32 protein-coding genes are annotated in these 20833 nt (G+C 31.6%); 7 read left to right on the forward strand and 25 right to left on the reverse strand.

Annotated elements, in window-relative coordinates:
• Positions 1 to 41 precede the first annotated feature (41 nt).
• From PF022_RS05115 to PF022_RS05145, 7 genes are read right to left on the reverse strand one after another with little or no spacing between them, the layout of a single operon-like run.
• On the reverse strand, positions 42 to 1148 hold the full coding sequence (locus tag PF022_RS05115) for a metallophosphoesterase (RefSeq protein ID WP_271022998.1): 1107 nt from the start codon (positions 1146 to 1148) through the stop codon (positions 42 to 44).
• A gap of 2 nt (positions 1149 to 1150) precedes the next feature.
• Positions 1151 to 2131 carry a hypothetical protein gene (locus PF022_RS05120; RefSeq protein WP_271020874.1) on the reverse strand — a complete coding sequence of 327 codons (981 nt, stop codon included), beginning with the start codon at positions 2129 to 2131 and terminating at the stop codon, positions 1151 to 1153.
• Positions 2132 to 2141: 10 nt separating this feature from the next.
• A complete protein-coding gene (folP, locus tag PF022_RS05125; protein ID WP_271020873.1) occupies positions 2142 to 3284 on the reverse strand; it encodes a dihydropteroate synthase in 1143 nt (380 codons plus the stop codon).
• Between the two features lie 3 nt (positions 3285 to 3287).
• A complete protein-coding gene (locus tag PF022_RS05130; protein ID WP_271020872.1) occupies positions 3288 to 3932 on the reverse strand; it encodes a DNA polymerase III subunit delta' in 645 nt (214 codons plus the stop codon).
• Positions 3910 to 4452, reverse strand: coding sequence for a HobA family DNA replication regulator (locus tag PF022_RS05135; protein WP_271020871.1), 543 nt, complete (start codon positions 4450 to 4452; stop codon positions 3910 to 3912). The genes PF022_RS05130 and PF022_RS05135 overlap by 23 nt, the downstream gene beginning before the upstream one ends.
• On the reverse strand, positions 4452 to 5657 hold the full coding sequence (locus PF022_RS05140) for an aspartate kinase (RefSeq protein ID WP_271022999.1): 1206 nt from the start codon (positions 5655 to 5657) through the stop codon (positions 4452 to 4454). The genes PF022_RS05135 and PF022_RS05140 overlap by 1 nt, the downstream gene beginning before the upstream one ends.
• Positions 5657 to 6130: an RNA pyrophosphohydrolase gene (locus tag PF022_RS05145; RefSeq protein ID WP_271020869.1), complete on the reverse strand. Its 474-nt coding sequence runs from the start codon at positions 6128 to 6130 to the stop codon at positions 5657 to 5659. The genes PF022_RS05140 and PF022_RS05145 overlap by 1 nt, the downstream gene beginning before the upstream one ends.
• A gap of 190 nt (positions 6131 to 6320) precedes the next feature.
• Here PF022_RS05145 and PF022_RS05150 point away from each other — a divergent pair, with 190 nt between their 5' ends.
• From PF022_RS05150 to ung, 3 genes are read left to right on the forward strand one after another with little or no spacing between them, the layout of a single operon-like run.
• Positions 6321 to 6968 (forward strand): TetR/AcrR family transcriptional regulator, encoded by a 648-nt coding sequence (locus PF022_RS05150; RefSeq protein WP_271023000.1) that lies wholly within the window; start codon positions 6321 to 6323, stop codon positions 6966 to 6968.
• Positions 6968 to 7255, forward strand: a complete 288-nt coding sequence (gene gatC, locus PF022_RS05155) for an Asp-tRNA(Asn)/Glu-tRNA(Gln) amidotransferase subunit GatC (protein ID WP_271023001.1) — start codon at positions 6968 to 6970, stop codon at positions 7253 to 7255. The genes PF022_RS05150 and gatC overlap by 1 nt, the downstream gene beginning before the upstream one ends.
• Positions 7255 to 7938 carry a uracil-DNA glycosylase gene (gene ung / locus PF022_RS05160; protein ID WP_271020866.1) on the forward strand — a complete coding sequence of 228 codons (684 nt, stop codon included), beginning with the start codon at positions 7255 to 7257 and terminating at the stop codon, positions 7936 to 7938. Before gatC ends, ung begins: the two co-directional genes overlap by 1 nt.
• Here the strand turns inward: ung and PF022_RS05165 are convergent.
• Positions 7922 to 8077, reverse strand: a complete 156-nt coding sequence (locus PF022_RS05165) for a hypothetical protein (RefSeq protein ID WP_271023002.1) — start codon at positions 8075 to 8077, stop codon at positions 7922 to 7924. The two genes, ung and PF022_RS05165, sit on opposite strands and share 17 nt — an antisense overlap.
• A gap of 729 nt (positions 8078 to 8806) precedes the next feature.
• The gene (locus tag PF022_RS05170) at positions 8807 to 9001 is read right to left on the reverse strand and encodes a hypothetical protein (RefSeq protein ID WP_271023003.1); all 195 of its coding nucleotides are present in this window, start codon (positions 8999 to 9001) and stop codon (positions 8807 to 8809) included.
• A 183-nt stretch (positions 9002 to 9184) separates the two neighbouring features.
• Here PF022_RS05170 and dcd point away from each other — a divergent pair, with 183 nt between their 5' ends.
• Together dcd and PF022_RS05180 are read left to right on the forward strand one after the other, a co-directional pair.
• On the forward strand, positions 9185 to 9763 hold the full coding sequence (gene dcd / locus PF022_RS05175; protein WP_271023004.1) for a dCTP deaminase: 579 nt from the start codon (positions 9185 to 9187) through the stop codon (positions 9761 to 9763).
• On the forward strand, positions 9756 to 9971 hold the full coding sequence (locus PF022_RS05180; RefSeq protein ID WP_271023006.1) for a hypothetical protein: 216 nt from the start codon (positions 9756 to 9758) through the stop codon (positions 9969 to 9971). Before dcd ends, PF022_RS05180 begins: the two co-directional genes overlap by 8 nt.
• Before the next feature lie 95 nt (positions 9972 to 10066).
• On the opposite strand, the gene PF022_RS05185 is transcribed toward PF022_RS05180, so the two are convergent.
• The 7 genes from PF022_RS05185 to PF022_RS05215 all read right to left on the reverse strand — a co-directional run bounded on the left by PF022_RS05185 (position 10067) and on the right by PF022_RS05215 (position 14867).
• Entirely contained in the window at positions 10067 to 10867 is an 801-nt protein-coding gene (locus tag PF022_RS05185; protein ID WP_271023007.1) for a hypothetical protein, read from the reverse strand.
• Between the two features lie 17 nt (positions 10868 to 10884).
• On the reverse strand, positions 10885 to 11616 hold the full coding sequence (locus tag PF022_RS05190) for a hypothetical protein (protein WP_271023008.1): 732 nt from the start codon (positions 11614 to 11616) through the stop codon (positions 10885 to 10887).
• A complete protein-coding gene (locus PF022_RS05195; protein WP_271020779.1) occupies positions 11617 to 12246 on the reverse strand; it encodes a hypothetical protein in 630 nt (209 codons plus the stop codon).
• 70 nt (positions 12247 to 12316) lie between these two features.
• On the reverse strand, positions 12317 to 13606 hold the full coding sequence (locus tag PF022_RS05200) for a hypothetical protein (RefSeq protein WP_271020778.1): 1290 nt from the start codon (positions 13604 to 13606) through the stop codon (positions 12317 to 12319).
• Entirely contained in the window at positions 13587 to 14012 is a 426-nt protein-coding gene (locus PF022_RS05205; protein ID WP_271020777.1) for a hypothetical protein, read from the reverse strand. The genes PF022_RS05200 and PF022_RS05205 overlap by 20 nt, the downstream gene beginning before the upstream one ends.
• Positions 13984 to 14406 carry a hypothetical protein gene (locus PF022_RS05210; RefSeq protein WP_271020776.1) on the reverse strand — a complete coding sequence of 141 codons (423 nt, stop codon included), beginning with the start codon at positions 14404 to 14406 and terminating at the stop codon, positions 13984 to 13986. The genes PF022_RS05205 and PF022_RS05210 overlap by 29 nt, the downstream gene beginning before the upstream one ends.
• The gene (locus PF022_RS05215; protein ID WP_271020775.1) at positions 14403 to 14867 is read right to left on the reverse strand and encodes a glycoside hydrolase family protein; all 465 of its coding nucleotides are present in this window, start codon (positions 14865 to 14867) and stop codon (positions 14403 to 14405) included. The genes PF022_RS05210 and PF022_RS05215 overlap by 4 nt, the downstream gene beginning before the upstream one ends.
• A 121-nt stretch (positions 14868 to 14988) precedes the next feature.
• Between PF022_RS05215 and PF022_RS05220 the strand changes: the two genes are divergently transcribed.
• Positions 14989 to 15300 carry a hypothetical protein gene (locus tag PF022_RS05220; protein ID WP_271020774.1) on the forward strand — a complete coding sequence of 104 codons (312 nt, stop codon included), beginning with the start codon at positions 14989 to 14991 and terminating at the stop codon, positions 15298 to 15300.
• Positions 15301 to 15545: 245 nt separating this feature from the next.
• Here the strand turns inward: PF022_RS05220 and PF022_RS05225 are convergent, their stop codons facing one another.
• Positions 15546 to 17111 (reverse strand): hypothetical protein, encoded by a 1566-nt coding sequence (locus PF022_RS05225; RefSeq protein ID WP_271023009.1) that lies wholly within the window; start codon positions 17109 to 17111, stop codon positions 15546 to 15548.
• Positions 17112 to 17291: 180 nt separating this feature from the next.
• Between PF022_RS05225 and PF022_RS05230 the strand changes: the two genes are divergently transcribed.
• Entirely contained in the window at positions 17292 to 17738 is a 447-nt protein-coding gene (locus PF022_RS05230; RefSeq protein ID WP_271023010.1) for a hypothetical protein, read from the forward strand.
• Positions 17739 to 17952: 214 nt separating this feature from the next.
• Here the strand turns inward: PF022_RS05230 and PF022_RS05235 are convergent, their stop codons facing one another.
• The 8 genes from PF022_RS05235 to PF022_RS05270 are packed head-to-tail and all read right to left on the reverse strand — an operon-like array spanning position 17953 to position 20824.
• The gene (locus tag PF022_RS05235; RefSeq protein ID WP_271023011.1) at positions 17953 to 18180 is read right to left on the reverse strand and encodes a hypothetical protein; all 228 of its coding nucleotides are present in this window, start codon (positions 18178 to 18180) and stop codon (positions 17953 to 17955) included.
• Positions 18177 to 18479, reverse strand: a complete 303-nt coding sequence (locus tag PF022_RS05240; protein ID WP_271023012.1) for a hypothetical protein — start codon at positions 18477 to 18479, stop codon at positions 18177 to 18179. The genes PF022_RS05235 and PF022_RS05240 overlap by 4 nt, the downstream gene beginning before the upstream one ends.
• A complete protein-coding gene (locus tag PF022_RS05245) occupies positions 18476 to 18892 on the reverse strand; it encodes a DUF1353 domain-containing protein (protein WP_271023014.1) in 417 nt (138 codons plus the stop codon). The genes PF022_RS05240 and PF022_RS05245 overlap by 4 nt, the downstream gene beginning before the upstream one ends.
• Positions 18885 to 19235, reverse strand: coding sequence for a hypothetical protein (locus PF022_RS05250; RefSeq protein ID WP_271023015.1), 351 nt, complete (start codon positions 19233 to 19235; stop codon positions 18885 to 18887). The genes PF022_RS05245 and PF022_RS05250 overlap by 8 nt, the downstream gene beginning before the upstream one ends.
• A 3-nt stretch (positions 19236 to 19238) precedes the next feature.
• Positions 19239 to 19538 carry a phage holin family protein gene (locus tag PF022_RS05255; protein WP_271023016.1) on the reverse strand — a complete coding sequence of 100 codons (300 nt, stop codon included), beginning with the start codon at positions 19536 to 19538 and terminating at the stop codon, positions 19239 to 19241.
• Positions 19528 to 19731, reverse strand: a complete 204-nt coding sequence (locus PF022_RS05260) for a hypothetical protein (RefSeq protein WP_271023018.1) — start codon at positions 19729 to 19731, stop codon at positions 19528 to 19530. Before PF022_RS05260 ends, PF022_RS05255 begins: the two co-directional genes overlap by 11 nt.
• A complete protein-coding gene (locus PF022_RS05265) occupies positions 19712 to 20290 on the reverse strand; it encodes a hypothetical protein (protein ID WP_271023020.1) in 579 nt (192 codons plus the stop codon). The genes PF022_RS05260 and PF022_RS05265 overlap by 20 nt, the downstream gene beginning before the upstream one ends.
• 12 nt (positions 20291 to 20302) lie before the next feature.
• Positions 20303 to 20824: a hypothetical protein gene (locus PF022_RS05270; RefSeq protein ID WP_271023022.1), complete on the reverse strand. Its 522-nt coding sequence runs from the start codon at positions 20822 to 20824 to the stop codon at positions 20303 to 20305.
• Positions 20825 to 20833: the final 9 nt, after the last annotated feature.

Raw genomic sequence — 20833 nt, forward strand, 5'->3', positions numbered from 1 at the left:
CAAATTACACTTTTGTATTATACTTTTTTGGCATTAAAATCCTATGAAAAATTAAAATAAGTTATCTCTGCTCTTGCTAAGATTCTAATAGGTGGCCCCCAAAATCCAGTGCCTTTATTTACATATATTTTGGTTTTTTTATTATGATTATATAATCCTTGCAAATATGGCTGATCTAGCGTAACTAGGAATCTAAAAGGAAAAATCTGCCCACCATGCGTATGTCCGCTTAAGATTAAATCAACATTATGGCTCTCATCTACCTCTAGTGCAAATTTTGGCTGATGTGCTAGAAGTAAGCTTGGAAGGTTTTTGTTTCTATTTTTTAATGCTTCATTTAAATTTGGCTCTAGTGTCTTAATTCTCCTACCAAATAAATCATAAACTCCACATACATTTAAAAGCTCGATTCCATCTTTGCTAATAATTACATTTTCATTTTCCAATATCTTGATACCAAATGACCTCAAAATAGGTAGCAAATTTGAAATATCATGAAAATATTCGTGGTTTCCAACAACAAAATACACTCCTAAAGTTGCTTTTAAACTACCAAGCTCATCTAGTGCCTTTTTTACTTTACTTGTGTTTGCATCAATAATATCCCCAGTTAGAAATATAATATCAACGCCAAATGAATTAACCCTATCTACAAGCCCTCCTACAACACTCTCTTCTATTAATCCACCAATGTGCAAATCGCTAATTTGTATTGCTTTTAGATTCTTAGCCAATCCTAAAGAAATATCAACTTCTTTGACTTCTGGCTTTAATGCACCCTCAAAAATCCCATATCCTAAATAAGATAAAGTAAAAATTCCACTACCATAATTTACACAATCTTCAAAAAAAGCCCTTCTTTTGGTGCTAAATTTGGGTAGCAAACTAAGGATATTATATACAAGCATGGAGACAAAAAGTATAAAAATAACTCCAACAGGCAAAGAAAGCAAAAAATACAATACTTGCGGTATATCACTATAATATCTACCAAAAAAATACCCCAAAATACCACAATAATTGACAATCAAAAAGATTCTTAAACAAATAAGAATCCCATTTCTTCTAACTGCTCTTTTAAAGAAAAACAAATACACAAAAACATGCATAAGCAAAAATACGCTAAATGCAACAATAGCAAACAACATGTTTATGTAACCTTTCTATGTTCTCTTACTATTACATTAAATCTTTGCAAGAATATAGGATTACTTGCTAAATCAAAATTTGACACTATCTTTCTTACATCTCTTTCATCTAATACATCTAATGCTTCCTTAATCACTCTACTAAAAGCATATTCATCATCACCATTCATAACATCGCCTATTTTCATGCTAAATTGCTTTATTAATATTTTTTCTTCTCTTTCTCTTTCTTTATCTTCTAGCAACACTCTTTCAATATGCTTTAATAGTTGAATCTTTTTTGTTTTTAGCATTGGGCGTTTGTATGCACTTGTAAGCTCCATGATTCTTTCTATTATTTCATTTTTTTCTTCATCGTTTTCATAATAATCCTCATAGTTCTCATATAAAGAATCTGGAAAATAATCCCTTATTATCTCAAATTTCAATTGTGCTATTTTGCTTAATTGTAGCCTAGCATTTTCTTCTTCCATTTTTTTTATTGCATGTTTTAGAAAATTCACATCTTCTCTTTTGTTACTATATAAATTTAGTTGCTCGAACTTTTCTTCTACTGGATAGTTTTTGCACAACTCATCTAATTTATCCAATAAGCTTTCTTGATATGCTCTAAAGGCAACCTCAACAATACGCGTCATTTGCCTATAATGCTTATCTTTAACTTGAGACAATACAAACTCTATTGTTTCATTTAATTCATATTCATCAAAAATTTTTTCAATAATGTCATATAGCATAGGATAGTTTATATCGTCTCCGATAACACAATGTGATATTTTTGTTATCTCTCTTGCTACATTATCATCGCTATATTCTTGAACTATATCTGCTTTATCATCTTTTATAAAGTCCATATAGCTTAATATATTCTTCCTGGTCTCTTCTTTGAAAAGTTTTGATAGCTCTTTAATTGGCATTAATTCCAAATCTTCTTTTTTATGCCCATGCCTTGATAGCTGCCATATAACCTCTCTTCTATCCATAACTCTCTCCCTACTTTAAAGCTTCTAACACCTTAATTGCTTGAAGATGCTCTCTAACATCATGGCATCTTATAATGCTTGCACCATTGTTTATTGATTCTAAATGTATAGCCAAAGTTCCGGGAAGCCTACTAAAAACATCACTTTTATATATCTTATCAATCATAGACTTCCTACTTGCACCAACTAATAATGGGTATCCAAAATGACTAAAATGTCTCAAATTCCTTATTAGCTCACAATTATGCTCTAAGCTCTTGCCAAAGCCAATCCCTACATCTAAAATTATATCTTTGATTCCAGCAGATTCTAAGCTATCAATTTGATTTTTAAAAAAACTATCAATTTCTAAGAAAAGATTCTCATAAGTTGGATTATCTTGCATATCTTGCGGATTTCCTTGCATATGCATAATTACACATCTACAATCATATCCTTTTACTGCCTCTATCATTTTTATATCTCTAAAACCAGTTATGTCATTAACAATCTTAAATCCGCTATCTAAGCACTTTTTAGCAACTTCTGCATTATATGTATCAATGCTAAAACTAGCCCTTGTATACAGATTCTCACTTCTAATGATTTTAAGCAGTGGTTCTAGTTTTTCTAGCTCATCTTTTGGTTTAATAAGGCTACTTCCCGGACGCGATGATGCTGCACCTATATCAATAATACTAGCTCCATCCTCTATCATAGCTATAATACTATTTATAGCATTTATATAATCATCTCCACTATCTCCAGCCTTCCTTGAGAGAGGATAGAAGCTATCAGTAGTAATGTTAGCAACACCCATAATTTGCACTTCAAAAGATATATTCTTGAAATGAGTTTCTAAAATTAATGCTAAATTTTTAAGTCCAAAGTCCTGCATTTTTAACTTTTTTATCAATGCCTTGCTCTGTGATTTTGTAATTAATAACACACCATTATAAGAATCTCTTTTATAAAGTATCGCATCTTTTGGTAATGCAAAATCTCCACCGCAAGCTAATGCTTCTTGCTTTAAGATATGTGCAGCTGGAGTTTTTAGATCCTCTATTAAAAAGCTATAAGTTTGAATCTTATCTCTTAAGATTCTAAAACCGCCATCATCACAACCTATTTGTTTTAAAACCTCTAAAGCATTTTTAATATTTTTTACAAACACAAACTATCCTATTTTTAATTTTTTATGCTTTTTTTTACGCAAAATCATAAGCAATAAAACAGAAAAAATATAACTAGCCCTCTCATAATGTGAAGCCCACAATAAAGCATTGTGAAATATCTCACTTTCAGCTTCATTAAAATAAATACCATTTTCCATGCAATCAATATACAAACTTTGTATTTGAATCTTTATATCATTTGCAGAGAGGCTATTTTTATCTAATTGCTTTAAAAATTCATAAACTTGCTCTAAGTTTAGTGTTTTTATATTAATCATAAAATGCGGTAATTTTTGCTTTAACACACGATTAATAATTGGCATTCTAGAGCGAATAGTAGGGAGCAATAAAGACTTAGCCTTAGCAAAAATTATAAACACAACACCACTTGGTGGCTCTTCTAATACCTTTAAGAGTGCATTTTGTGCATATATATTAAAAGAATTTGCAGCTATTAAAATTGTCTTACCATTTTCATTTGCTATATATGCCTCATCTATAATATCCCTTGAATCTTCGACCTTTAGCTCATCGCTAAAGAACAAAAAAGCATTAGGATTACTATGTATATACCTTTCTGCTTCTTGTTCTGGATAGTTGGTTAGAAGTATATGATTTTTCATATTAGTCAAGTGATATTTGTCCAAATAGTGCAGCTTCGATAGTTAGGTTAAAGATTCTAAACATTTGCATAAGTTTTATATCAACTAGCGTATCAGTAGATTGCAAAGTGAAGCTATTTTGTAAATCAGTATCAAACAACCATAAAAACCCAAAATCATTGCTTAATGCTAATTTAGCCCTATCGTCATTTCTGCCAATATACCAAAACAAATATTTATTATTAAAAACATTACCCAAAAAATCTGCAACAAGCTCTATGCCTAATTCATTTTTGCAATTTTTATCAACTTGAGGAAATAGAGAATGGATATTTATAATAGGGATATAAGGACGATTTATGCTTTTATTAATCATATTTACAACATAATCACCAAACCATTCTCTATCTCTATCAGTTATTAACACCAAATTATCCCCGCTAAATACTCTTTGAAGCGTATTTGTTACAAGCGGTATCCACTCAAACTTCCTCTCCTCAAGCCAAGTCGGACGAGATTCATCTGTCCTTAATATATGTGTAGTCCATTGAGATATATCTTGCATTATTTTTCTAACTCATATGTTGCATGTAGAGTTCTAATGGCAAGTTCTGCATATTTTAATGAAATTATCATTGATACTTTTATTTCACTTGTGCTAATCATCATTATATTAATGTTATCTTCTGCTAATGCTCTAAAAGCCTTAGAAGCCACACCACTATGAGATTTCATACCAACGCCAACTATAGATACCTTTGCAATATCGCTATCATAGTCTATAGATTCAACACTTCCTTCAAAACTCTTTAAAACCCTCTTTACATTTTCTAATTCTACTTCTGGAATCGTAAAATCCAAATCGGTCTTACCATCTCTACCAATAGTTTGCACTATCATATCTACATTTATATTCACCTCACTCAATGCTCCAAAAATTTCTGCAGCAATCCCTGGTCTATCTTCTACATTACAAATACTAACTCTAGCTTGATTTTTATCTAGTGCGATTCCGCTAACAATAGGGTGTTCCATGATTTCTGTTTCCTTTGTAATTAATGTTCCTTCATTATTGTTAAAACTATTTCTAGTTACTAAATTTACATCTAGTTTTTTTGCCATCTCAACTGATCTATTAAGCAGAACTTTAGCTCCCATTGAAGCGAGTTCTAACATTTCATCATAACTTATTTTATCTATCTTCTTTGCCTTTGGCTCGATTCTTGGATCTGTTGTATATACTCCATCTACATCAGTATATATCTCACACAAATCAGCCCCCAAAGCACCAGCTAATGCCACTGCTGATAGATCGCTACCACCTCTACCAAGAGTAGTAACTTCTCCACTCTCGCTAACGCCTTGGAATCCTGCTACAACAACTATATAATCTTTTGCCAAAAGCTCGTTTAGCTTTGTCGTATCTATATGCTGAATCCTTGCCTTTGTATGAGAATTATCCGTAACTATACCTGCACCTCTTCCGCTAAGTGAGATAGCCTTAAAGCCAAGCTCCTCTAATGCAATAGCCAAAAGTGCACTGGTAACCCTCTCACCTGCACTAAGCACCATATCGCTTTCTCTTAAGTTTGGTATTTTTGAAAAATGCTTTGTATACCCAAGCAACTTATCGGTCTCACCACTCATAGCAGAAACAACAACAACAACCCCATGTCCTTTTCTTTTTGTTTCTGCAACCCTATTTGCTACATTTGAGATTCTATCACAATCACCAACACTAGTTCCTCCATATTTTTGCACTACTAGCATTATAAATACCCCTTTTGCTTAAAATATTCCAACACCTGCTTATATACAGGTCGTTTAAAATAAGTAATATAATTAAAAATATCATCAAAACTTACAAATTGATAATCACTAAATTCTGGCTCATCTGTATTTATATTAACAAGCCCATCCTCTTGTAATCTCACTAAAAAGTATTTCTGAATCTGACCATCATATGGATACATCTTCTTTACTACTAAAGGAGGAAAGTCATAACTAATCCATTCTGGATACTCTGCTACTATATCTATTTTATCTGTCCCTATTTCCTCTTTTAATTCCCTAAATAATGCTTCTTTTGGTGTTTCATGAGGATCTATACCGCCTTGAGGAAACTGCCATACATTTTTTATATCGCTTCTACTAGCTATAAATATTTCACAGGTTAATGGATACTTTGATGATAGGATAATTGCAGCTACATTTGGACGATATGTTTTTTTAGATTCTTTCATGCAACCAATCCTTTCTCAAAATTATAAAAATGTCATAATTTAACTATTTTTTTTGGTTTTTGTCAAATAAAATACTGCTTTATATCCCTATATCTAAGCATTTTTAAAAACATTCTAAAATACTATCCAAAATTTAGAATTAAGTTTTTTTTTATTAAAATCAAAACCGATGTTAATTTAAGGCTACAATTTGAAAACAAACCAAAGAAGTAAAGACAACAAATTAGATATAAGAAAAGAAAAAATAATACAAGTTGCACATTCATTCTTCTTAAAGTATGGATATGAAAACACTAGCCTACAAATGATAGTGAAAGAAACTGGAGGCTCTCTAGCTACCATATATGAGTTATTTAAAAATAAAGAAAATTTATTCAAGCAATCTATGCAATTTAATTTTAGAAGTTTTGTAGAAGAATTTAATGCAGCATTGCAAGATAATAACATAACTCAAGGGTCAATGAAGGATTTTTTAAACACTCTTGGAGTTAGAATCTTAGAAAAAATCACTTCCGAGCAGTCAATTGCATTGCACAGACTAATCGTTATTGAAGGCTACAAATACCCAGAACTTTTAGAGATTTTTAAAAATGAATGCGTAGAACAAAGTATAAAAATCTTTACACAAAAATTACAAGACTATCAAACAAGCAAAGAGCTTCAAATAGGCAACCTAAAAGAATATATAATATTTTTTGTAAATACTTTGATAAGTCCATATCTGTGGGATTCAATAACAATTCCAAATTTCAAGCCACCAACAAAAGAAGAAATAGAAAAAAAGGTAAATCAAAATATAGAAATATTTATGATATACACAAAAATAAAGGAGCAATAATGAATATAAATGACGAATTAATAAACAAACTACAAAGACTAGCATCATTAGAGATAGATTCAAACAAGCTAGATTCAACAAAACAAAACTTAAGCGAAATAGTAAATTTCGTAGAAAACATAAATACCCTTAATTTAGACAACATAGAAGCCTCATTTAACGCGATAAAATCAGAACTGCAAATGCGTGAGGACATTCCATATAATGCTGAAGTAAGAGATTTAATCCTAAAAGAAGCACCAAGTAGCGAAAATGGATTCTTTATAGTCCCTAAAATAATAGAATAATGACGATAGATATAGATAAAATAAAATTAGAAGAAAGCTGGAAAGAAGCTCTAAGAGATGAGTTTGTAAAGCCATATTTTGCGGAGTTGAAAAACAATTTACTAAACGCTAAAAATAGTGGCTCTATCATATATCCTCCAATGTCGCTTCTTTTTAATGCCTTTTATCTAACTCCATTTTCTAAAGTCAAGGTAGTTCTCTTAGGGCAAGATCCATATCACAATAAAGGTCAAGCAATGGGATTATCCTTTTCTGTGCCAAGTGGAATCTTGCTACCACCATCACTAAAAAATATTTACAAAGAATTAGAAAATGACCTAAATATACCACCAAGTACAAGTGGAGATCTAAGTAAGTGGGCTAAAGAGGGCGTATTATTACTAAATAGCATACTAAGCGTTGAAGAAAACAAACCACAATCACATGCAAAATTTGGTTGGCAAGAATTCACAGATGCAGTAATATCTAAAGTTTCAAAACAAAAAGAAGGGATAGTGTTTCTACTATGGGGCAACTACGCAAAAAGCAAAGAAAAGCTGATAGATAAAACCAAACACTACATACTAACTGCTCCTCACCCATCACCACTAGCTAGAGGAGCTTTTTTTGGTTGTAAGCATTTTTCTAAAACAAATAAGATTCTACAAAGCCTAGGCAAAGAGCCGATTAATTGGAGGTTATAGAGCTTTGAAACTCATCTAATAAGCTTTGCACATCATAGTTTATTATTTGTTTCTCTACGAATCTTAGATAATTTACCACATTATCCTTAGTAAGAAGCGTAATATCATCTGCAATAGATGAGAGCTGAAAATCATTCATATCTTTATAGTAATGATTTAAATCTTTGTAATTTGCTACATTATCTGCATAAGATAGATGATCAAACCCATAGAATTTTATATTTTCACTTTTATTTTCAAAAATTAATGTGCTTAGAATCTGTGCATAACCATAAAATATAGTTGGATTATATACTTTTTTAAGGAATAATTAATAATTTGGAAAGAAACTCTATTAAATAGGCATTTATAGCTTATAAGAAAATTGATAATTCGCAAAAATTCTCTTTAAAATTGCTATTGTTTTTGTTAAATAACGCATAAATTTGCAAAAACATATCATTTTGTGCCAAATTTATAGACAAAATTAAACCATTTTTTTTATCTCTTGTCAAACACTAAATAATTTAACTCTAACGCCTATAATACGCTACAAAACACACATTCATAATCCAAAAAATCATTTGCTTAAATCACAACTTTTGCACATTGCAAATTTGCAACGCTATATTTTTTAGAATTTCCCTGCAATTTTAAGACCAATTTTTGCAACACAATTTCTTTTAAAAGGACCGCTACACACAGACAAAGCTACAAATCTAGCACCCATTTCATGTCGTGCTTTGTTTTTCTTGCATAGTTACACACCTTTTCATGTCGTGCCTTTCATGGGGCAGATTCATGTCCTCTTTCATGTTGTGTAGGTTGTGTCTTTATTGTAGATCTAAACTAGCTTCCTTGCTAATCATGTTTTGGCAGTAAATACAAGCTAACTATCTAAAAGCTCCCTGTATTCATCATAATCAAAATTATTTCTATGTTTTTCTAAATATTGCAATTGTTCCATATAGATATTATGCTGTCTAATATGATAGTTTATGAAATTATTAGTAACATTAGGTTCGCCAATTCTAAGAGCATATTCTCTCATTGTTTCTATTGCCTCAACATATTGCCTAAGCAATATTTCTCTAGCGAAAAGTGGGAAGGTTAGCTATTTATGTTTGAATTTTTAACCAAAAAAGATATAGGATATTAAGGGCAAGTTACAAAGTTTGACGATAGCGAAAAATTCCATTTTAAAGTAGCAATTTTGTAAAATTTGGGTATTATATTTAAAATTTACTTTAAAAATTAGAGTTTAGTTATGATTTTGGGAACTAGTGAATTAAAAAATATACAAGATCATTTTACTGCCCTAAACGATTACAATATAAGAGGTGCTAGTGTTGATCTAAGTATAAGCGATAAAGCTTATGTTAAAAAAGACAATAAAATAATAGATTTATTTGAGTTAGATTCCTCTGATAATGGTTTATTAGAAGATATTTACACAGAAATAGACTTAGCAAAAGGCTATGAGTTAAAACCACAAAACTATTTTTACACTACTAGTGTTGAGAAAGTTAGCATACCTCTTGATATGTGTGGGTTAGTTTTGGCTAGAAGCACATTTGCTAGACTTGGCTTAATCTTGCCTATTTCTACATATGCAAATCCAGGTTATGAAGGACATTTGCCTATTATTATTTTTAACGCTTCTAATTCGATTATAAAAATTCCACCTTATATTCGTATTATGCAATTAGTATTATGCGAGGTTAAAGGAGAGGCAAAAGCATATAACGATTTTGCAGATTCTAAATATCAAAATGACAAGCTTACTTCTCCTAAGCTAAACGATGAAGAGATGGATGAATTATTAAAAAAGCTTAAAAATGAGTGAGTTTCAAAAATTCATAAACACATTGCAAGAGATTATGAAAACCAATGAACATCTAACGCCTACTTTAAATGATATACATGATACATTTTTGAGATATGGGATTAAGAATATTGAAAGAAATGAAATTCTAAAAGCATTAAAACACCACATAGAAAAGAAAACCACACTGCAAGAACTTATCACAATGATTTTAAAAAATATTACCTAGTTTGCCTTTTTATCTATTCAAAAAAACCCAATAAAAAATATAGTAGAAATAAAAAATATCATAGAGAACCAAACCAAAATACTCATTTACCACCCCTATTTACATTGATATATTTTTTTGCCTACTTCTATAAATTCCTCATATTCATTATAATCAAAATCTACATTTTTATTCATAATTTTGTCTTTTAAATATTCCAGTTGTTCAGCATAAAAAAGATACTTTGTTTTAGCACACGCTAGTGCTTTTTGCGTATATGCTTTATCATCAGCATAGTATTCATAGTTCTCCATATCCATTATAAAGTCTGCATAATTTCTTAGCAACCTTTGTCTAGCAAAAACTACTCTTCTTAGATTGGTTTTATATGACGCAAATAATCCAGTATCATAGAAATATTCATAATCTACCAAATCATACATAGGAAATATGGCATCAAAACTATCTGCCATATACTCCACAGCTTCACTATCTAACCCCCAAAATCCATCAGTAGCACGATATAAAAATCTATCTAACCCACTAAAAAATCCACTATATTCTTTCATATGCTTCAATGAATTATTTTGTGCTTGTATAAAGTTATCATATCTCCTTAATTCAAATTCTATATCCACAAAAGCCCATTCCTTGTTTGTCTCTCTAAAGGTATTTTTGATCTGCTTCCTTATATGTTCCATGTCAACCAAGATTTCATTTCCAACATTTATAGCCACAAAATATATTTTTACCAACAAAACTACTATTAAACTAAAGCAATATGGCTTCAAACCATCTCTAAAGACTAGATTCTTTTTAAAGAATCTAGCTATAAAAAACCCAGCAAAAAATACAATAGAAAACCAAAAAACTACACTAGCTAATTCCCACACAGAAAGCAAAAACGAAAAACCCATTATAATAATCCAACAAATTAACTAATTTCTTCTATAAATTCTTGTTCCAATCTATCCAAAAGCAGCTTATATTCACTAGAATCAAAATTATTTAAAGTTAAATATGAATCTTGTTCCAATAATAAATCTTTGAATAGCTCAAAAGCTTCTATTTGCTCTTTATTTGAATATGGCAATAACTCTAAACCATTTTTGATAAACATTTCCGTTAATGCAAGTTTAGCACTTATCATTTTTCTAAGCATTTTGTCACTAGACTGCCATTTAGTAAAATCATATGCATCTAAATACATATCTCTGTATTTATTTGCTCTCATAATTTTTTTTACCGAAGCATTAATCCATACAAAGTCTGAAATTTTTTCGTTTGGTTTCCAAAAATCAAATGTCAAATACAACAACATATCTATTCTACTTGACAAACTAGATACATCATCATACATCTTAAAACCCGTATTTATTTTGTCAATAGCTCCCAATATCTCTTTCCCACCAGATAGCAATGATTCTTTATCTCTAGTAAGTGAATTTTCTAAATATCCATCATGATTTTTTAGATAAGCCATTTGTTTTGCAAAATAATTTTCTATTTCATTATTTGTATTGTTTAGCGTAATCATTACAAAAACTAGCATAGAAGAATAAAAATAATGTATCAATGCCGTTGTTATTGTCAAATCTTTTCTAAAATACTTAACTATAAAAAACCCAATAAAAAATACAATAGAAAACCAAACCAAAATACCCATTTACTCTATCCCGTAAAAATTTTTAAAAAACTTTTCATATTCATCATAATCAAAATTATTTCTATGTTTTGCTAAGTATACAAGTGACCACCTATAATGTATTTGTAACTCTAAAGCCTTTTGTAGCACTGTATTTTCTTTATATTTTTCTAATCTTTTCGTGTAGTCTTCCAGCTTAGACAACATTTCCTCTCTAACTAATATCACCTGTGCTATATTCTCAGCTTTGCTTCTAGTCAAATCATATTGTTCATAATAATTATACCAACCATCCTTCAATATGGCATCCAAAGAGGCAAAATGTGCGTTTAAAAATGCATTATTAAACTCTGAAATTTCTACTATTCCACGCTTTTCTAAGTTTCTCCTTATCGTATTTGTAAAACTATGATAGCGTTCTAGATTTTTTAATACATTATCTTGAGCGTGTAAAGAACTTTCAATATTGAATACATCAAAGCGAATGTTATCTAATTCACTCCATTCCGCACGCATAAAAATCTCAACATTTTTATTTATTCTTCCTTCACTAATAAGTGTTTTAAATTTATCATCATAGGAATCAAATCTATTAAAAATAAAAAACACAAAAACCAAAATAACAACATTTAAAAAGTAAATAAACTTCAATATAGCCCCTCTCACAAAAGCCATATTATAACAATACTGGCATTTTCTGTAAAGATTATTTACTATTCTGTTAAAATGGTTCAATTTTTTTTGCTATTTCTTCTGATACCTCCGCTAATTGCAGCTCTTCTGCTGGTGTTTTCTCTAAATAATCTTTGAGTGCTTTTATGTTATTTAGCATTGCTCTTTGGCTTGGATCACCACCTTGCAATTTAGAAAGATTAGTGACATATTCATGGTATACCTGCGTTACCATACCCTTTACTTTTCCTATATTCGCTGCATAATCACCATACTTTAAAAGATAATCTTTTTCAAGATTTGGTATTTTTTTGCCCCCAGTATCACTATTGTAAAACATTTTTGCCAAACCTATGATAACAGCATTATTTCTATTCTTAAAGTATTCTTCTTGAGTTTCCAAATCAATAATATCACCAGTTAGGTTAGCTATAAATCTATTCAAGCCTGGAGTTACTCCACTATTTTCTTCGAGCAGTGGCATAAAAGATAGGATATTTCTAAATGCTACCTCTGTACTAATTAAAGTCTTATTTTGTGAAGTTATATTTTCATGTGTTTGTTTGGTATTTATTTCATTATTTAATTTATAATTATTCATAAAATGTTGCATAAAAAAACTAGGTTGTGGTTTTTGAGGCTGTATTACTTGCGTATTTTGCAATACACTTAGTGTATTACTTTTACCTGCTTCCCCCTCATATCCACTATTAGTTTTAAGATTTTTATTTTTTATCTTTGGTGTATTGCTCCACATTTTCTCCATTGCATTTTGTGTATCTCTTTGTGTGCTTTGTGCTATATGTTCATTTCTAGCAAGTGGCTCTCTTTGTGTAGTTGTGTTAGCCTCTGTTGTATCGCTTACATTTTCCTGCTGTGATATATAGCTAGAGATAGGTGAGTTGCTACTACTTTGTAATCCCATATACTCCTCATAGCCTCTTTGGAGTATATCATTATCTAGTTTCATACTTCTATATTGTTCTCTTTGCAGTGGATTTAGTTCATTTCTAGCGTTAAACTGCTTTAAAACGAAGTTGTTTTGCCACTCTTGTTGTTTTAGCCTGTTTTTCTCTTGTTCTTTTTGGAAGTCAAAGGATTCTCTTTGGAGCTTAAATGCTTCTTGTTGCATTTTTTGTTGTTCTAGTGCTCTTTGCTTTTGGAATTCATCATTTTCCTTTAGCCTAGATCTTTCATCTATTTTTTCTAACGCTTCTCCAAAGGAGGCAAACCCACCAAAAAGAGAACTAGTAGCCCTATCCCTCTCTTTAGCTATATTTTGCATATTTTGAGCCATTAATGCTAGATATTGCCCACCATCATTGTTGTGTCGTCTCATCTTCTACTCCTAAAAGTTCTCTTTGCAGTCTTAAAAAACCATTTGGATACACTCCAAGCTCAAAGCATTCTAAGAACAATTCTACTAGCTTTCTGTCTTTATTGGTTGCATTTTTATCGTGCTCTAGCTTAGCACAAAAATAATCCAAAAAACTCACATCAAGCTCACTAAAGTCCAAGCACTTCTTGGCAATCTCAAAACTTAAGCTACCTTCACAAGGATAAACTAAAAATTTATTTCCTAAGCTATCTTTGTAAAATAGCCCACTCTCCAAAACTCTAAGCAAGTTAATCCCTCTTTGTAGCTTTAGCTTTCTGTGTTTATTATCATATTTATCAACAACATAGCAGTCATTAGATTCATATGGATAATCTATTTCACAATACAAAGTGCTTTGCAGAATCATTTATAGCCTTGTGTGCTTCTTGCTCTCTAGCTCTATCTTCTTTATACATTGCACTTTGTTCTCTCCATTGTTGTTCTAGTAAGTTATTTGCTCTTTTTTGTTCTTTTAGTGATTTTCTAGCGTTGTAAAACCCAGCAATACCACCAGCAATATTTGCCACACCTCCTATTGTGCTACCTATATTTCCTAGTCCTCCAAGCTTGTCGTTAAATCCTTTTAGATTCCCATAAATATTGCTAAAGAGACCACCACTTTTTGCTGTATCAAGTGTGCTAACTCCTTTTAATGTATCTTGCCAACCGCCATTTATATAGTTTTGAATAGGAGTTATTCCGCTATTTAGCGTTGCACCACCATAGCCTAAGGTGCTTTTGCTCTTTTGCCAAGCAGTCATTTTATCTCTCCACTTTTAATTATTTCTACTATTTTTCTGCTTCTAACGCCTACTTGTCTATACCATTTGCTACTCTCTAGCCCTTGTGCTACTTTATTCCAGTTTCTAGCTTCTATTGCTTTAATTGTGTTTTTAAAAGTGCAAAACCCTCTAAAGCCTAGATTATACACCATATCACATAATGCACCTTTTCTTGCAGTATCTAAGCTCTTAAACCAAGCAAAATTAGAATCTAACTGCTTATAACATCTCTCTAGCTCACTTCTTAGCCACTCTTTTGCTACTTCCTTACTTACTTTGCCGTTCTCTAGCATTTTCTTTTCATCTTCGCTTAGTGGGTTTGCTTCTATGTTCCTACCATATCCTATCGTATCATATCCAGCAGGGCATTTATACACATGCTCGACAAACCCTTCGCTTATTGCTGTATGCTCTATTATTTTTTCTATTGTTTCTTTCATTACTTGCTCCTTTTTGCTTTGCATTTTAGGAGTTTTAAAGATAGGTTGTAAGGGATAATTTCCCCCTTTTTTGCCACTCCACCAAAAGGCTATAATTAAGGTGATATTTTTAGGAGTTATTATGGACCATGTAGAATTTATAAATCTTATGCTTAGCGATGGGAATTTTGGTTTTGGCGTTGTTATTGGGAGTATTATTGGTGTATTTCTTATGGGAAGACACAAGGACAAAGAATTGCAAAGCAAACTAAGAGAGATAAAACAAAAAGACGACGCACTAGACAAGGCAGAAAGGAGGAGGGTTGAAGAGTCAAAAGCAAATAGAGAAGAGATAGAAAAGCTAAAAGAAGAATTAGTAAATTTAGAAGCTAGAAAGAACAAAGAAATAGCTTCTCTAAAAATATCAGCTTCTGCTAAAGAGTTTAAATTATAAGCAACAAACCACGATTCTAAGGCACTCTAAGTAAGATTTGATTATAATTTGCCGTGAAGTTTGTAACTCTTAGTGAAGAGTTCGAGGCTTCACTAAGAGAATCGCTCCACGAAAGGAGGATTTTCTTTATGTTCAAAATCATTTTGATTATAGCATTAATTTGCTTGATATCAACACCTATTTATTAAAGGTGGCTTAAGGAGATTTTCCTTAAGCAGTGATTTTTAGCATATTTAAATACAAGATTATATCCTCCAAATTCTACCTTGTGCTTTTAGCATTCTTTGTGGAATTCTTTGACCATTTTCTATCTTGCTTGTTATTTTTGGTTTGCATTCTTTGAAATATAATGCTGTGCTTAGTGCGTCTATGCAGTCGTTTTTCCTATGTGGTTTCTCTGGGTTAAAGGAAGCTAGTTGCTTTTTTACCTTATCTACTCCTAGTGCAGTGCTTAGGTATCTTAGATAGCCAGTATTTAGATATGGTTTCATACTTGATATTTTTTGCATTTTGGAGATTTCTTTTATTGTTGGATATGTTTCTATTTGGTTTGTTATTGGAGATTTGCTATCTCTTTTTAGTCTCTCATTTACCTTTAGCACTTCTTTTTGCAATAGTCGATATAGCATTAGCCCACCACCAGCACCTTCTATAAATATTTTAGAATCTCTATACTTTAATGCCATTTCAATTATATTATTGCACATTGCCTCTTCATCAAAGATTCCTGCTATGCAGTCTTTAAGAGTATATCTTGGTAGAGAATCAAAGCTATCAACTCCAACAACAACAATAGCTCTATCATCTGCCTTTAGACTTAGAGATTCGGCATTGTCAATAAAGATATAGTCATTACACCCATCTAGCTCATATGACGCAATAGGAGTGAAGTTAGATATATCAAAGTATCCACTCTCCCTTGCTTGTGGCTCTTGTTGCATTTGTGTTTGGAAGTCATCTTCTCCCATTTCTTGTTTCAATATCTCTAGCTCTTCAAGCGTGTGTCTATCTTTAAAGAGTGGTTCTCTTGCCTCTCTTTTATAGCTAAAGCTTCCTATTTTGTAAATTTCTTCCTTTTCGTTTATAGCTTGTAGTTTTAAGATTCTCCAGGATTCTATTATGCTCTTACTTACATTTCTTTCATTTAGCAAATACCCACATAAATCCTCATCGCCCAACCTTTGCATTAGTATTACAATACTAGATTCATTGTCTTTCAAACGACTTAGCACACTTCCTTGAAAGTTATTATTTACCATATCTCTTGCAGCTTTTGAGTTCATCTCACTAACTTTTATTGGATCGTCAATTAGTATGCAATGAGCGTGAAATCCAGTTATCGCACTCTTTAGAGTTGTAAAAAAACAGCCTCCACCTTCTTTAAAGATAAACTCTTGGCTATTATCTTGTAAGAAATTTGGTTTGCCAAAGATATTAGCCCAAAATGGGCTTTTAATCAACGCTCTAATTTCATTGCTTATCCTCTTGCATAACTCATCAGAGTAAGAAATATACATAAACTTTCTGCTCCTATCTACACCTAGTGCATAAGGGATAAACGATCTTGCTAGAGTTTCAGTCTTACCATAACTTGGGGGCATATTTAACATTATTCTTGTCTCTACCTTTAGTTCCTTACTCTTTGCTATGCTTGGGATTGTTAGAGATAGCACCTCGCTTAGAAACTCAAAGTGCCAGTTATGAAAGAATGGCTTTTTGTCATACTCTTCCCACTTTTGATAGAGGAAGTATTTAAAATCACGCTTAGAGAGAGCTTGTAACACGCCTCTTTTTATTGCTTCATTTCCCATTATAACGCTTTTGCAACCATTGCACCTAATAAGATTCCAACAACAAACAAGACAAAAAGCTCCATTTTCATTCCTTTTTTTTTGGTGCGTATTGTAAGGATATTAAAAATAAGTTATAAGGGTTAAGATCCCTTTTTCTCATTTGTGAGTTTTAGATAAAACAAAATAAAAAGGCACTAAATGCTAGATGTTTTGTATTACATAGCAGATATTTTTGGACTTAAAACAGAGCAGTTTGTTTTCATTTTAGGATTCTTGCTTGGTTTTATTGCTAACCGATATTCTTTGAAGATTTTATGTAGTTGTTCTAAGTGGGTGTATTTGCGACTTTTCAAAAAAGGCTTAAAGGAGTTAGAAAATATCAAAAAAGAATTAGAAAAAATGCAAAGCCTTCAAAAAGAAGTAGAAAGATTAAAGACAATCGAAAGCATAGCAAAAAATCTAAGAATAGAAATAATAAGCCTAGAAGCTAAAATAGCCACACTAGAAAGAAACCAAAAAGAAGACACACAAGACTTGCAAGAAGAAGAAAGAAAAAAAAAGAGAAAAAGAGTGGAGAGACAGAATCCAAAAAACACTACAAGAAACATACGAAATTCTAAGGTAAGCAAAAAAGTTTTGCAATGACAAGTCCGAATTTAAGGGAGTTAAGCAAGATTTGACATAATTTTGTTGTGAGGTTGTAACTTCTAGTGAAGTTTGCGGCTTCACTAGGAGAATCACTCCTTACGAAAGGAGGATTATTCCAATGATCAAAATCATTTTGATTGTAGCATTAATTTGCTTAATTTCAACACCTATTTATTAGGTGGCTGTGGTTAAACACTGGCAATGATTTTAACTACTCTACGCAATCTTTTGCAACTCTCTCTAGCTTAAGATAATATTTTGCTAACTCTTTATGAGATTCAAAGCTTCCATCTTCTTTTGGCTTAGTTGGTAACTCTAAGTTGCATTTCACAGGAATATAAACTTCTTGTGTAACTATCTTAGTTGCAGGTGTGCAACCGCTAAAGATTATCACACCTAGAAATAACCAAACATATGCTAAAACTACTAAGACTCTCATTTCCCTAGCTCCTTAAAAATATCCTTATATCCTTTAATCAGACTTTCACAACTACTATCTTTTAGAACTATTTTTTCTACTTCTTTTATCGTCTCTGGCTCTTTGCTTTGCACCACTTCTAAGGCTTTTATTTTTTCATTTTGGGCATTTATTGCATTGCTTAAGAGTTTGTTATTTTCTCTCTCAAGTTCGATAATATTCTTTAATCTTGCATTCTCTTCTAAAGAAGAAGCATACAAATACCCAACCAATGCTAACATTCCACCCAAGATTCCACCAACTACAAGCGTTACATTCATCTAAACAATCCTAAAAGTAAGCTATAAACCCTAACTGCACCATAAAGAATAGATCTCTTAACAATCCCTATTCCTTGTCTTTTTAACGCATAGAGAAAGATTAAATCAGCGTCTTTTCGCCTTAAATTTCCGCCTTTAGAGAGCATAATTAAATAATCATGCACCACATAAGCTTTGCTTGGTTTTCCAACTGGTGAGATTAGAGATTGAAAGATTAGCGGGATACTTCCAAAATCAGTGTAAAATCCGCTAGGAATTTTTAAAACCCCTCCATTTTCTACACTAAAGCATGAAAGAGGACTTAGAATCTCTATTGCCCTCTCATCAAGTAATCCTTCAAAGTAGAAGCAAAATTCTTCCTTTAGACAAAACTGCACACCTTCTTTTAACTCCACTATTAAGTTACTATTCATTTGTTTCCTTTATTTTTTCTAGTATTTTTGTGCTATTGCTCTCTAACTCTTCTAAGAGAACACCATTTTTAACCGCTTCTTTAGTATTAGATTCTTGCACTGCTTTATCCAAGTTCTCTTCTGTTTTTTCTTTTTCTCGTTGTATTTTTAGGATTTCCTTTGCACTTTCTCTTAATTTTTTCTCTAATTTAGTTATTTCATCTTTATTTTTTACATTTAAACTTTGTGCAAGGGAAATTTTTGTTGCCTCATATAATTCATAAAGATATACATTAAGTGCAACGCTTATGACGAAGATAGTAAGCAATACAATTCTTTGAATCTTAAAAACTTTTTCTATCATCTCTTATCCTTTTCCGCTCTTTAGTGCTATTAGCTCTTTTACTAAAGATATTGCTCTATCAAATCCTAAAAACCCAATAACCGCACTTATGCCAACTTTCGCTAAATATGGTAGCTCTGTTGCACTAAGTATAGAAAATGCCACCACACAGACAAAAGTAGAGACTAGCATTTTCTTTGCTCCCTCTTTTAGTGCTTCTTTATTGCATACTCCTTCTTTATTTACGCCATCTAATGCACCTACAAACCCACTAACAAGACCAACAAGCATAATAGGCATAAGCTCTAAATATTCAACTAACATTAAATAACACCTCCATAATCTCTCCAGCTACAAGTGCTAAACCAAGCGTAAGAATAAGCCATAAAACCTTGTGTCCTATGCTATAAACCAACCTTTGTCTTCCTTCTAGCTTACAATGATACTTTCCAATTAAAAACCATCTAAATACAAACCAAACTTCCTTTAGCTTTCTTTTACAATTTTGGTAAAACATATTTCCTCCATAACCTATTTTGCTCAAATAATGCTAGTTCTAAAAATTCAGCTAAATACTCAACACTAACCTCTACAAACTTGTTTTTAGAATCTTTCCACTCTATTTTTGAATGATAGATGCTTTCATAAGCTAGAGTAGCATTTGTGCCTTTGCTTAGTTCTTTGTTAAACTTCACATTTGCTACACTCAAGATTCGATTTATCCTATTCATTGCTTCTTCATTTGCGTCCAAAATTATCCCATTAAGTCCTATTTTCAAAACTTGAAGCGCATTATCTCTTTGTTTTTTTATTGGTTGCCATTCTTTAAACTCTCTATCATAAAAGCACTCTATGCACTTATAAAACTCATTTTTGTCTAGCTCTTTAAATTCTATTTGTGGAGGTTGTTGTTTTATTTGCTCTTCTAGGTTTTCGCTATCTTCTACAATTATAAAAAACTCCCTTCCTTCGCTCCAGTCATTCTCATACTTAGCTACATAAGGGAGGTTTGCAGTGTAGATCAAATGCCCTTCTCTTACTATTTTGTATTTAAAGTAACGATATTTACTTTGCATTATTTCCACCTACTAGCTTTTCTTCTTACTTTTAGATTTAGCTTTGCTCACTTCTGTCTCTTCTTCCCACTTTATAGCCTCTATTTCTTCTAAGCTAGTGGCAATTTTTACTCTATCTTCTAGTGCTTGTCTTTTTCCTATTAGCTTAGAGCTTACTTCTCTATAGAGTGTGGATTTTTCTAACACTTTATTAGCAAATACTTCCAAGCTAACGCCTCTATTTTCTGCTAATTTTGCTAAAAGCGGTGCATCACTTGGATTTTTTGAAACTTGATATGACTTTGCTTCACTCTCTTGTCTTTCCCAAGTTAGCATTTCACTATCTGGCGTATCTATGATATATGGCTTTATAGCTTGATTGTAGGAGTTTATTAGTTCTTTTATCTTGCCAACTTTAGCACTCTTTAGAGTTCCTTCATTATGTTTTTGTTTATATTCACTCTCTTCACATTCTACATATCCAAGCTCACTTAGATATTCCAAATCATAATCTTCTAACGAAATGTATTCATTCTCTTTTTTAAAATATTTCATAGCTTCTCC

The organism is Helicobacter sp. WB40 (assembly GCF_027859275.1).
GTDB classification, from domain to species: Bacteria; Campylobacterota; Campylobacteria; order Campylobacterales; family Helicobacteraceae; genus Helicobacter_D; species Helicobacter_D ibis.

Bases quoted from the DNA above. Each gene is read 5' to 3' on its own strand.
- PF022_RS05115 (WP_271022998.1), bottom strand. From the start codon at position 1,148: ATGTTGTTTGCTATTGTTGCATTTAGCGTATTTTTGCTTATGCATGTT.
- PF022_RS05120 (WP_271020874.1), bottom strand. From the start codon at position 2,131: ATGGATAGAAGAGAGGTTATATGGCAGCTATCAAGGCATGGGCATAAA.
- PF022_RS05135 (WP_271020871.1), bottom strand. From the start codon at position 4,452: ATGCAAGATATATCTCAATGGACTACACATATATTAAGGACAGATGAA.
- PF022_RS05140 (WP_271022999.1), bottom strand. From the start codon at position 5,657: ATGCTAGTAGTGCAAAAATATGGAGGAACTAGTGTTGGTGATTGTGAT.
- PF022_RS05145 (WP_271020869.1), bottom strand. From the start codon at position 6,130: ATGAAAGAATCTAAAAAAACATATCGTCCAAATGTAGCTGCAATTATC.
- gatC (WP_271023001.1), top strand. From the start codon at position 6,968: ATGAATATAAATGACGAATTAATAAACAAACTACAAAGACTAGCATCA.
- ung (WP_271020866.1), top strand. From the start codon at position 7,255: ATGACGATAGATATAGATAAAATAAAATTAGAAGAAAGCTGGAAAGAA.
- PF022_RS05165 (WP_271023002.1), bottom strand. From the start codon at position 8,077: ATGAATGATTTTCAGCTCTCATCTATTGCAGATGATATTACGCTTCTT.
- dcd (WP_271023004.1), top strand. From the start codon at position 9,185: ATGATTTTGGGAACTAGTGAATTAAAAAATATACAAGATCATTTTACT.
- PF022_RS05180 (WP_271023006.1), top strand. From the start codon at position 9,756: ATGAGTGAGTTTCAAAAATTCATAAACACATTGCAAGAGATTATGAAA.
- PF022_RS05185 (WP_271023007.1), bottom strand. From the start codon at position 10,867: ATGGGTTTTTCGTTTTTGCTTTCTGTGTGGGAATTAGCTAGTGTAGTT.
- PF022_RS05190 (WP_271023008.1), bottom strand. From the start codon at position 11,616: ATGGGTATTTTGGTTTGGTTTTCTATTGTATTTTTTATTGGGTTTTTT.
- PF022_RS05200 (WP_271020778.1), bottom strand. From the start codon at position 13,606: ATGAGACGACACAACAATGATGGTGGGCAATATCTAGCATTAATGGCT.
- PF022_RS05205 (WP_271020777.1), bottom strand. From the start codon at position 14,012: ATGATTCTGCAAAGCACTTTGTATTGTGAAATAGATTATCCATATGAA.
- PF022_RS05210 (WP_271020776.1), bottom strand. From the start codon at position 14,406: ATGACTGCTTGGCAAAAGAGCAAAAGCACCTTAGGCTATGGTGGTGCA.
- PF022_RS05215 (WP_271020775.1), bottom strand. From the start codon at position 14,867: ATGAAAGAAACAATAGAAAAAATAATAGAGCATACAGCAATAAGCGAA.
- PF022_RS05220 (WP_271020774.1), top strand. From the start codon at position 14,989: ATGGACCATGTAGAATTTATAAATCTTATGCTTAGCGATGGGAATTTT.
- PF022_RS05225 (WP_271023009.1), bottom strand. From the start codon at position 17,111: ATGGGAAATGAAGCAATAAAAAGAGGCGTGTTACAAGCTCTCTCTAAG.
- PF022_RS05230 (WP_271023010.1), top strand. From the start codon at position 17,292: ATGCTAGATGTTTTGTATTACATAGCAGATATTTTTGGACTTAAAACA.
- PF022_RS05235 (WP_271023011.1), bottom strand. From the start codon at position 18,180: ATGAGAGTCTTAGTAGTTTTAGCATATGTTTGGTTATTTCTAGGTGTG.
- PF022_RS05240 (WP_271023012.1), bottom strand. From the start codon at position 18,479: ATGAATGTAACGCTTGTAGTTGGTGGAATCTTGGGTGGAATGTTAGCA.
- PF022_RS05245 (WP_271023014.1), bottom strand. From the start codon at position 18,892: ATGAATAGTAACTTAATAGTGGAGTTAAAAGAAGGTGTGCAGTTTTGT.
- PF022_RS05250 (WP_271023015.1), bottom strand. From the start codon at position 19,235: ATGATAGAAAAAGTTTTTAAGATTCAAAGAATTGTATTGCTTACTATC.
- PF022_RS05255 (WP_271023016.1), bottom strand. From the start codon at position 19,538: ATGTTAGTTGAATATTTAGAGCTTATGCCTATTATGCTTGTTGGTCTT.
- PF022_RS05260 (WP_271023018.1), bottom strand. From the start codon at position 19,731: ATGTTTTACCAAAATTGTAAAAGAAAGCTAAAGGAAGTTTGGTTTGTA.
- PF022_RS05265 (WP_271023020.1), bottom strand. From the start codon at position 20,290: ATGCAAAGTAAATATCGTTACTTTAAATACAAAATAGTAAGAGAAGGG.
- PF022_RS05270 (WP_271023022.1), bottom strand. From the start codon at position 20,824: ATGAAATATTTTAAAAAAGAGAATGAATACATTTCGTTAGAAGATTAT.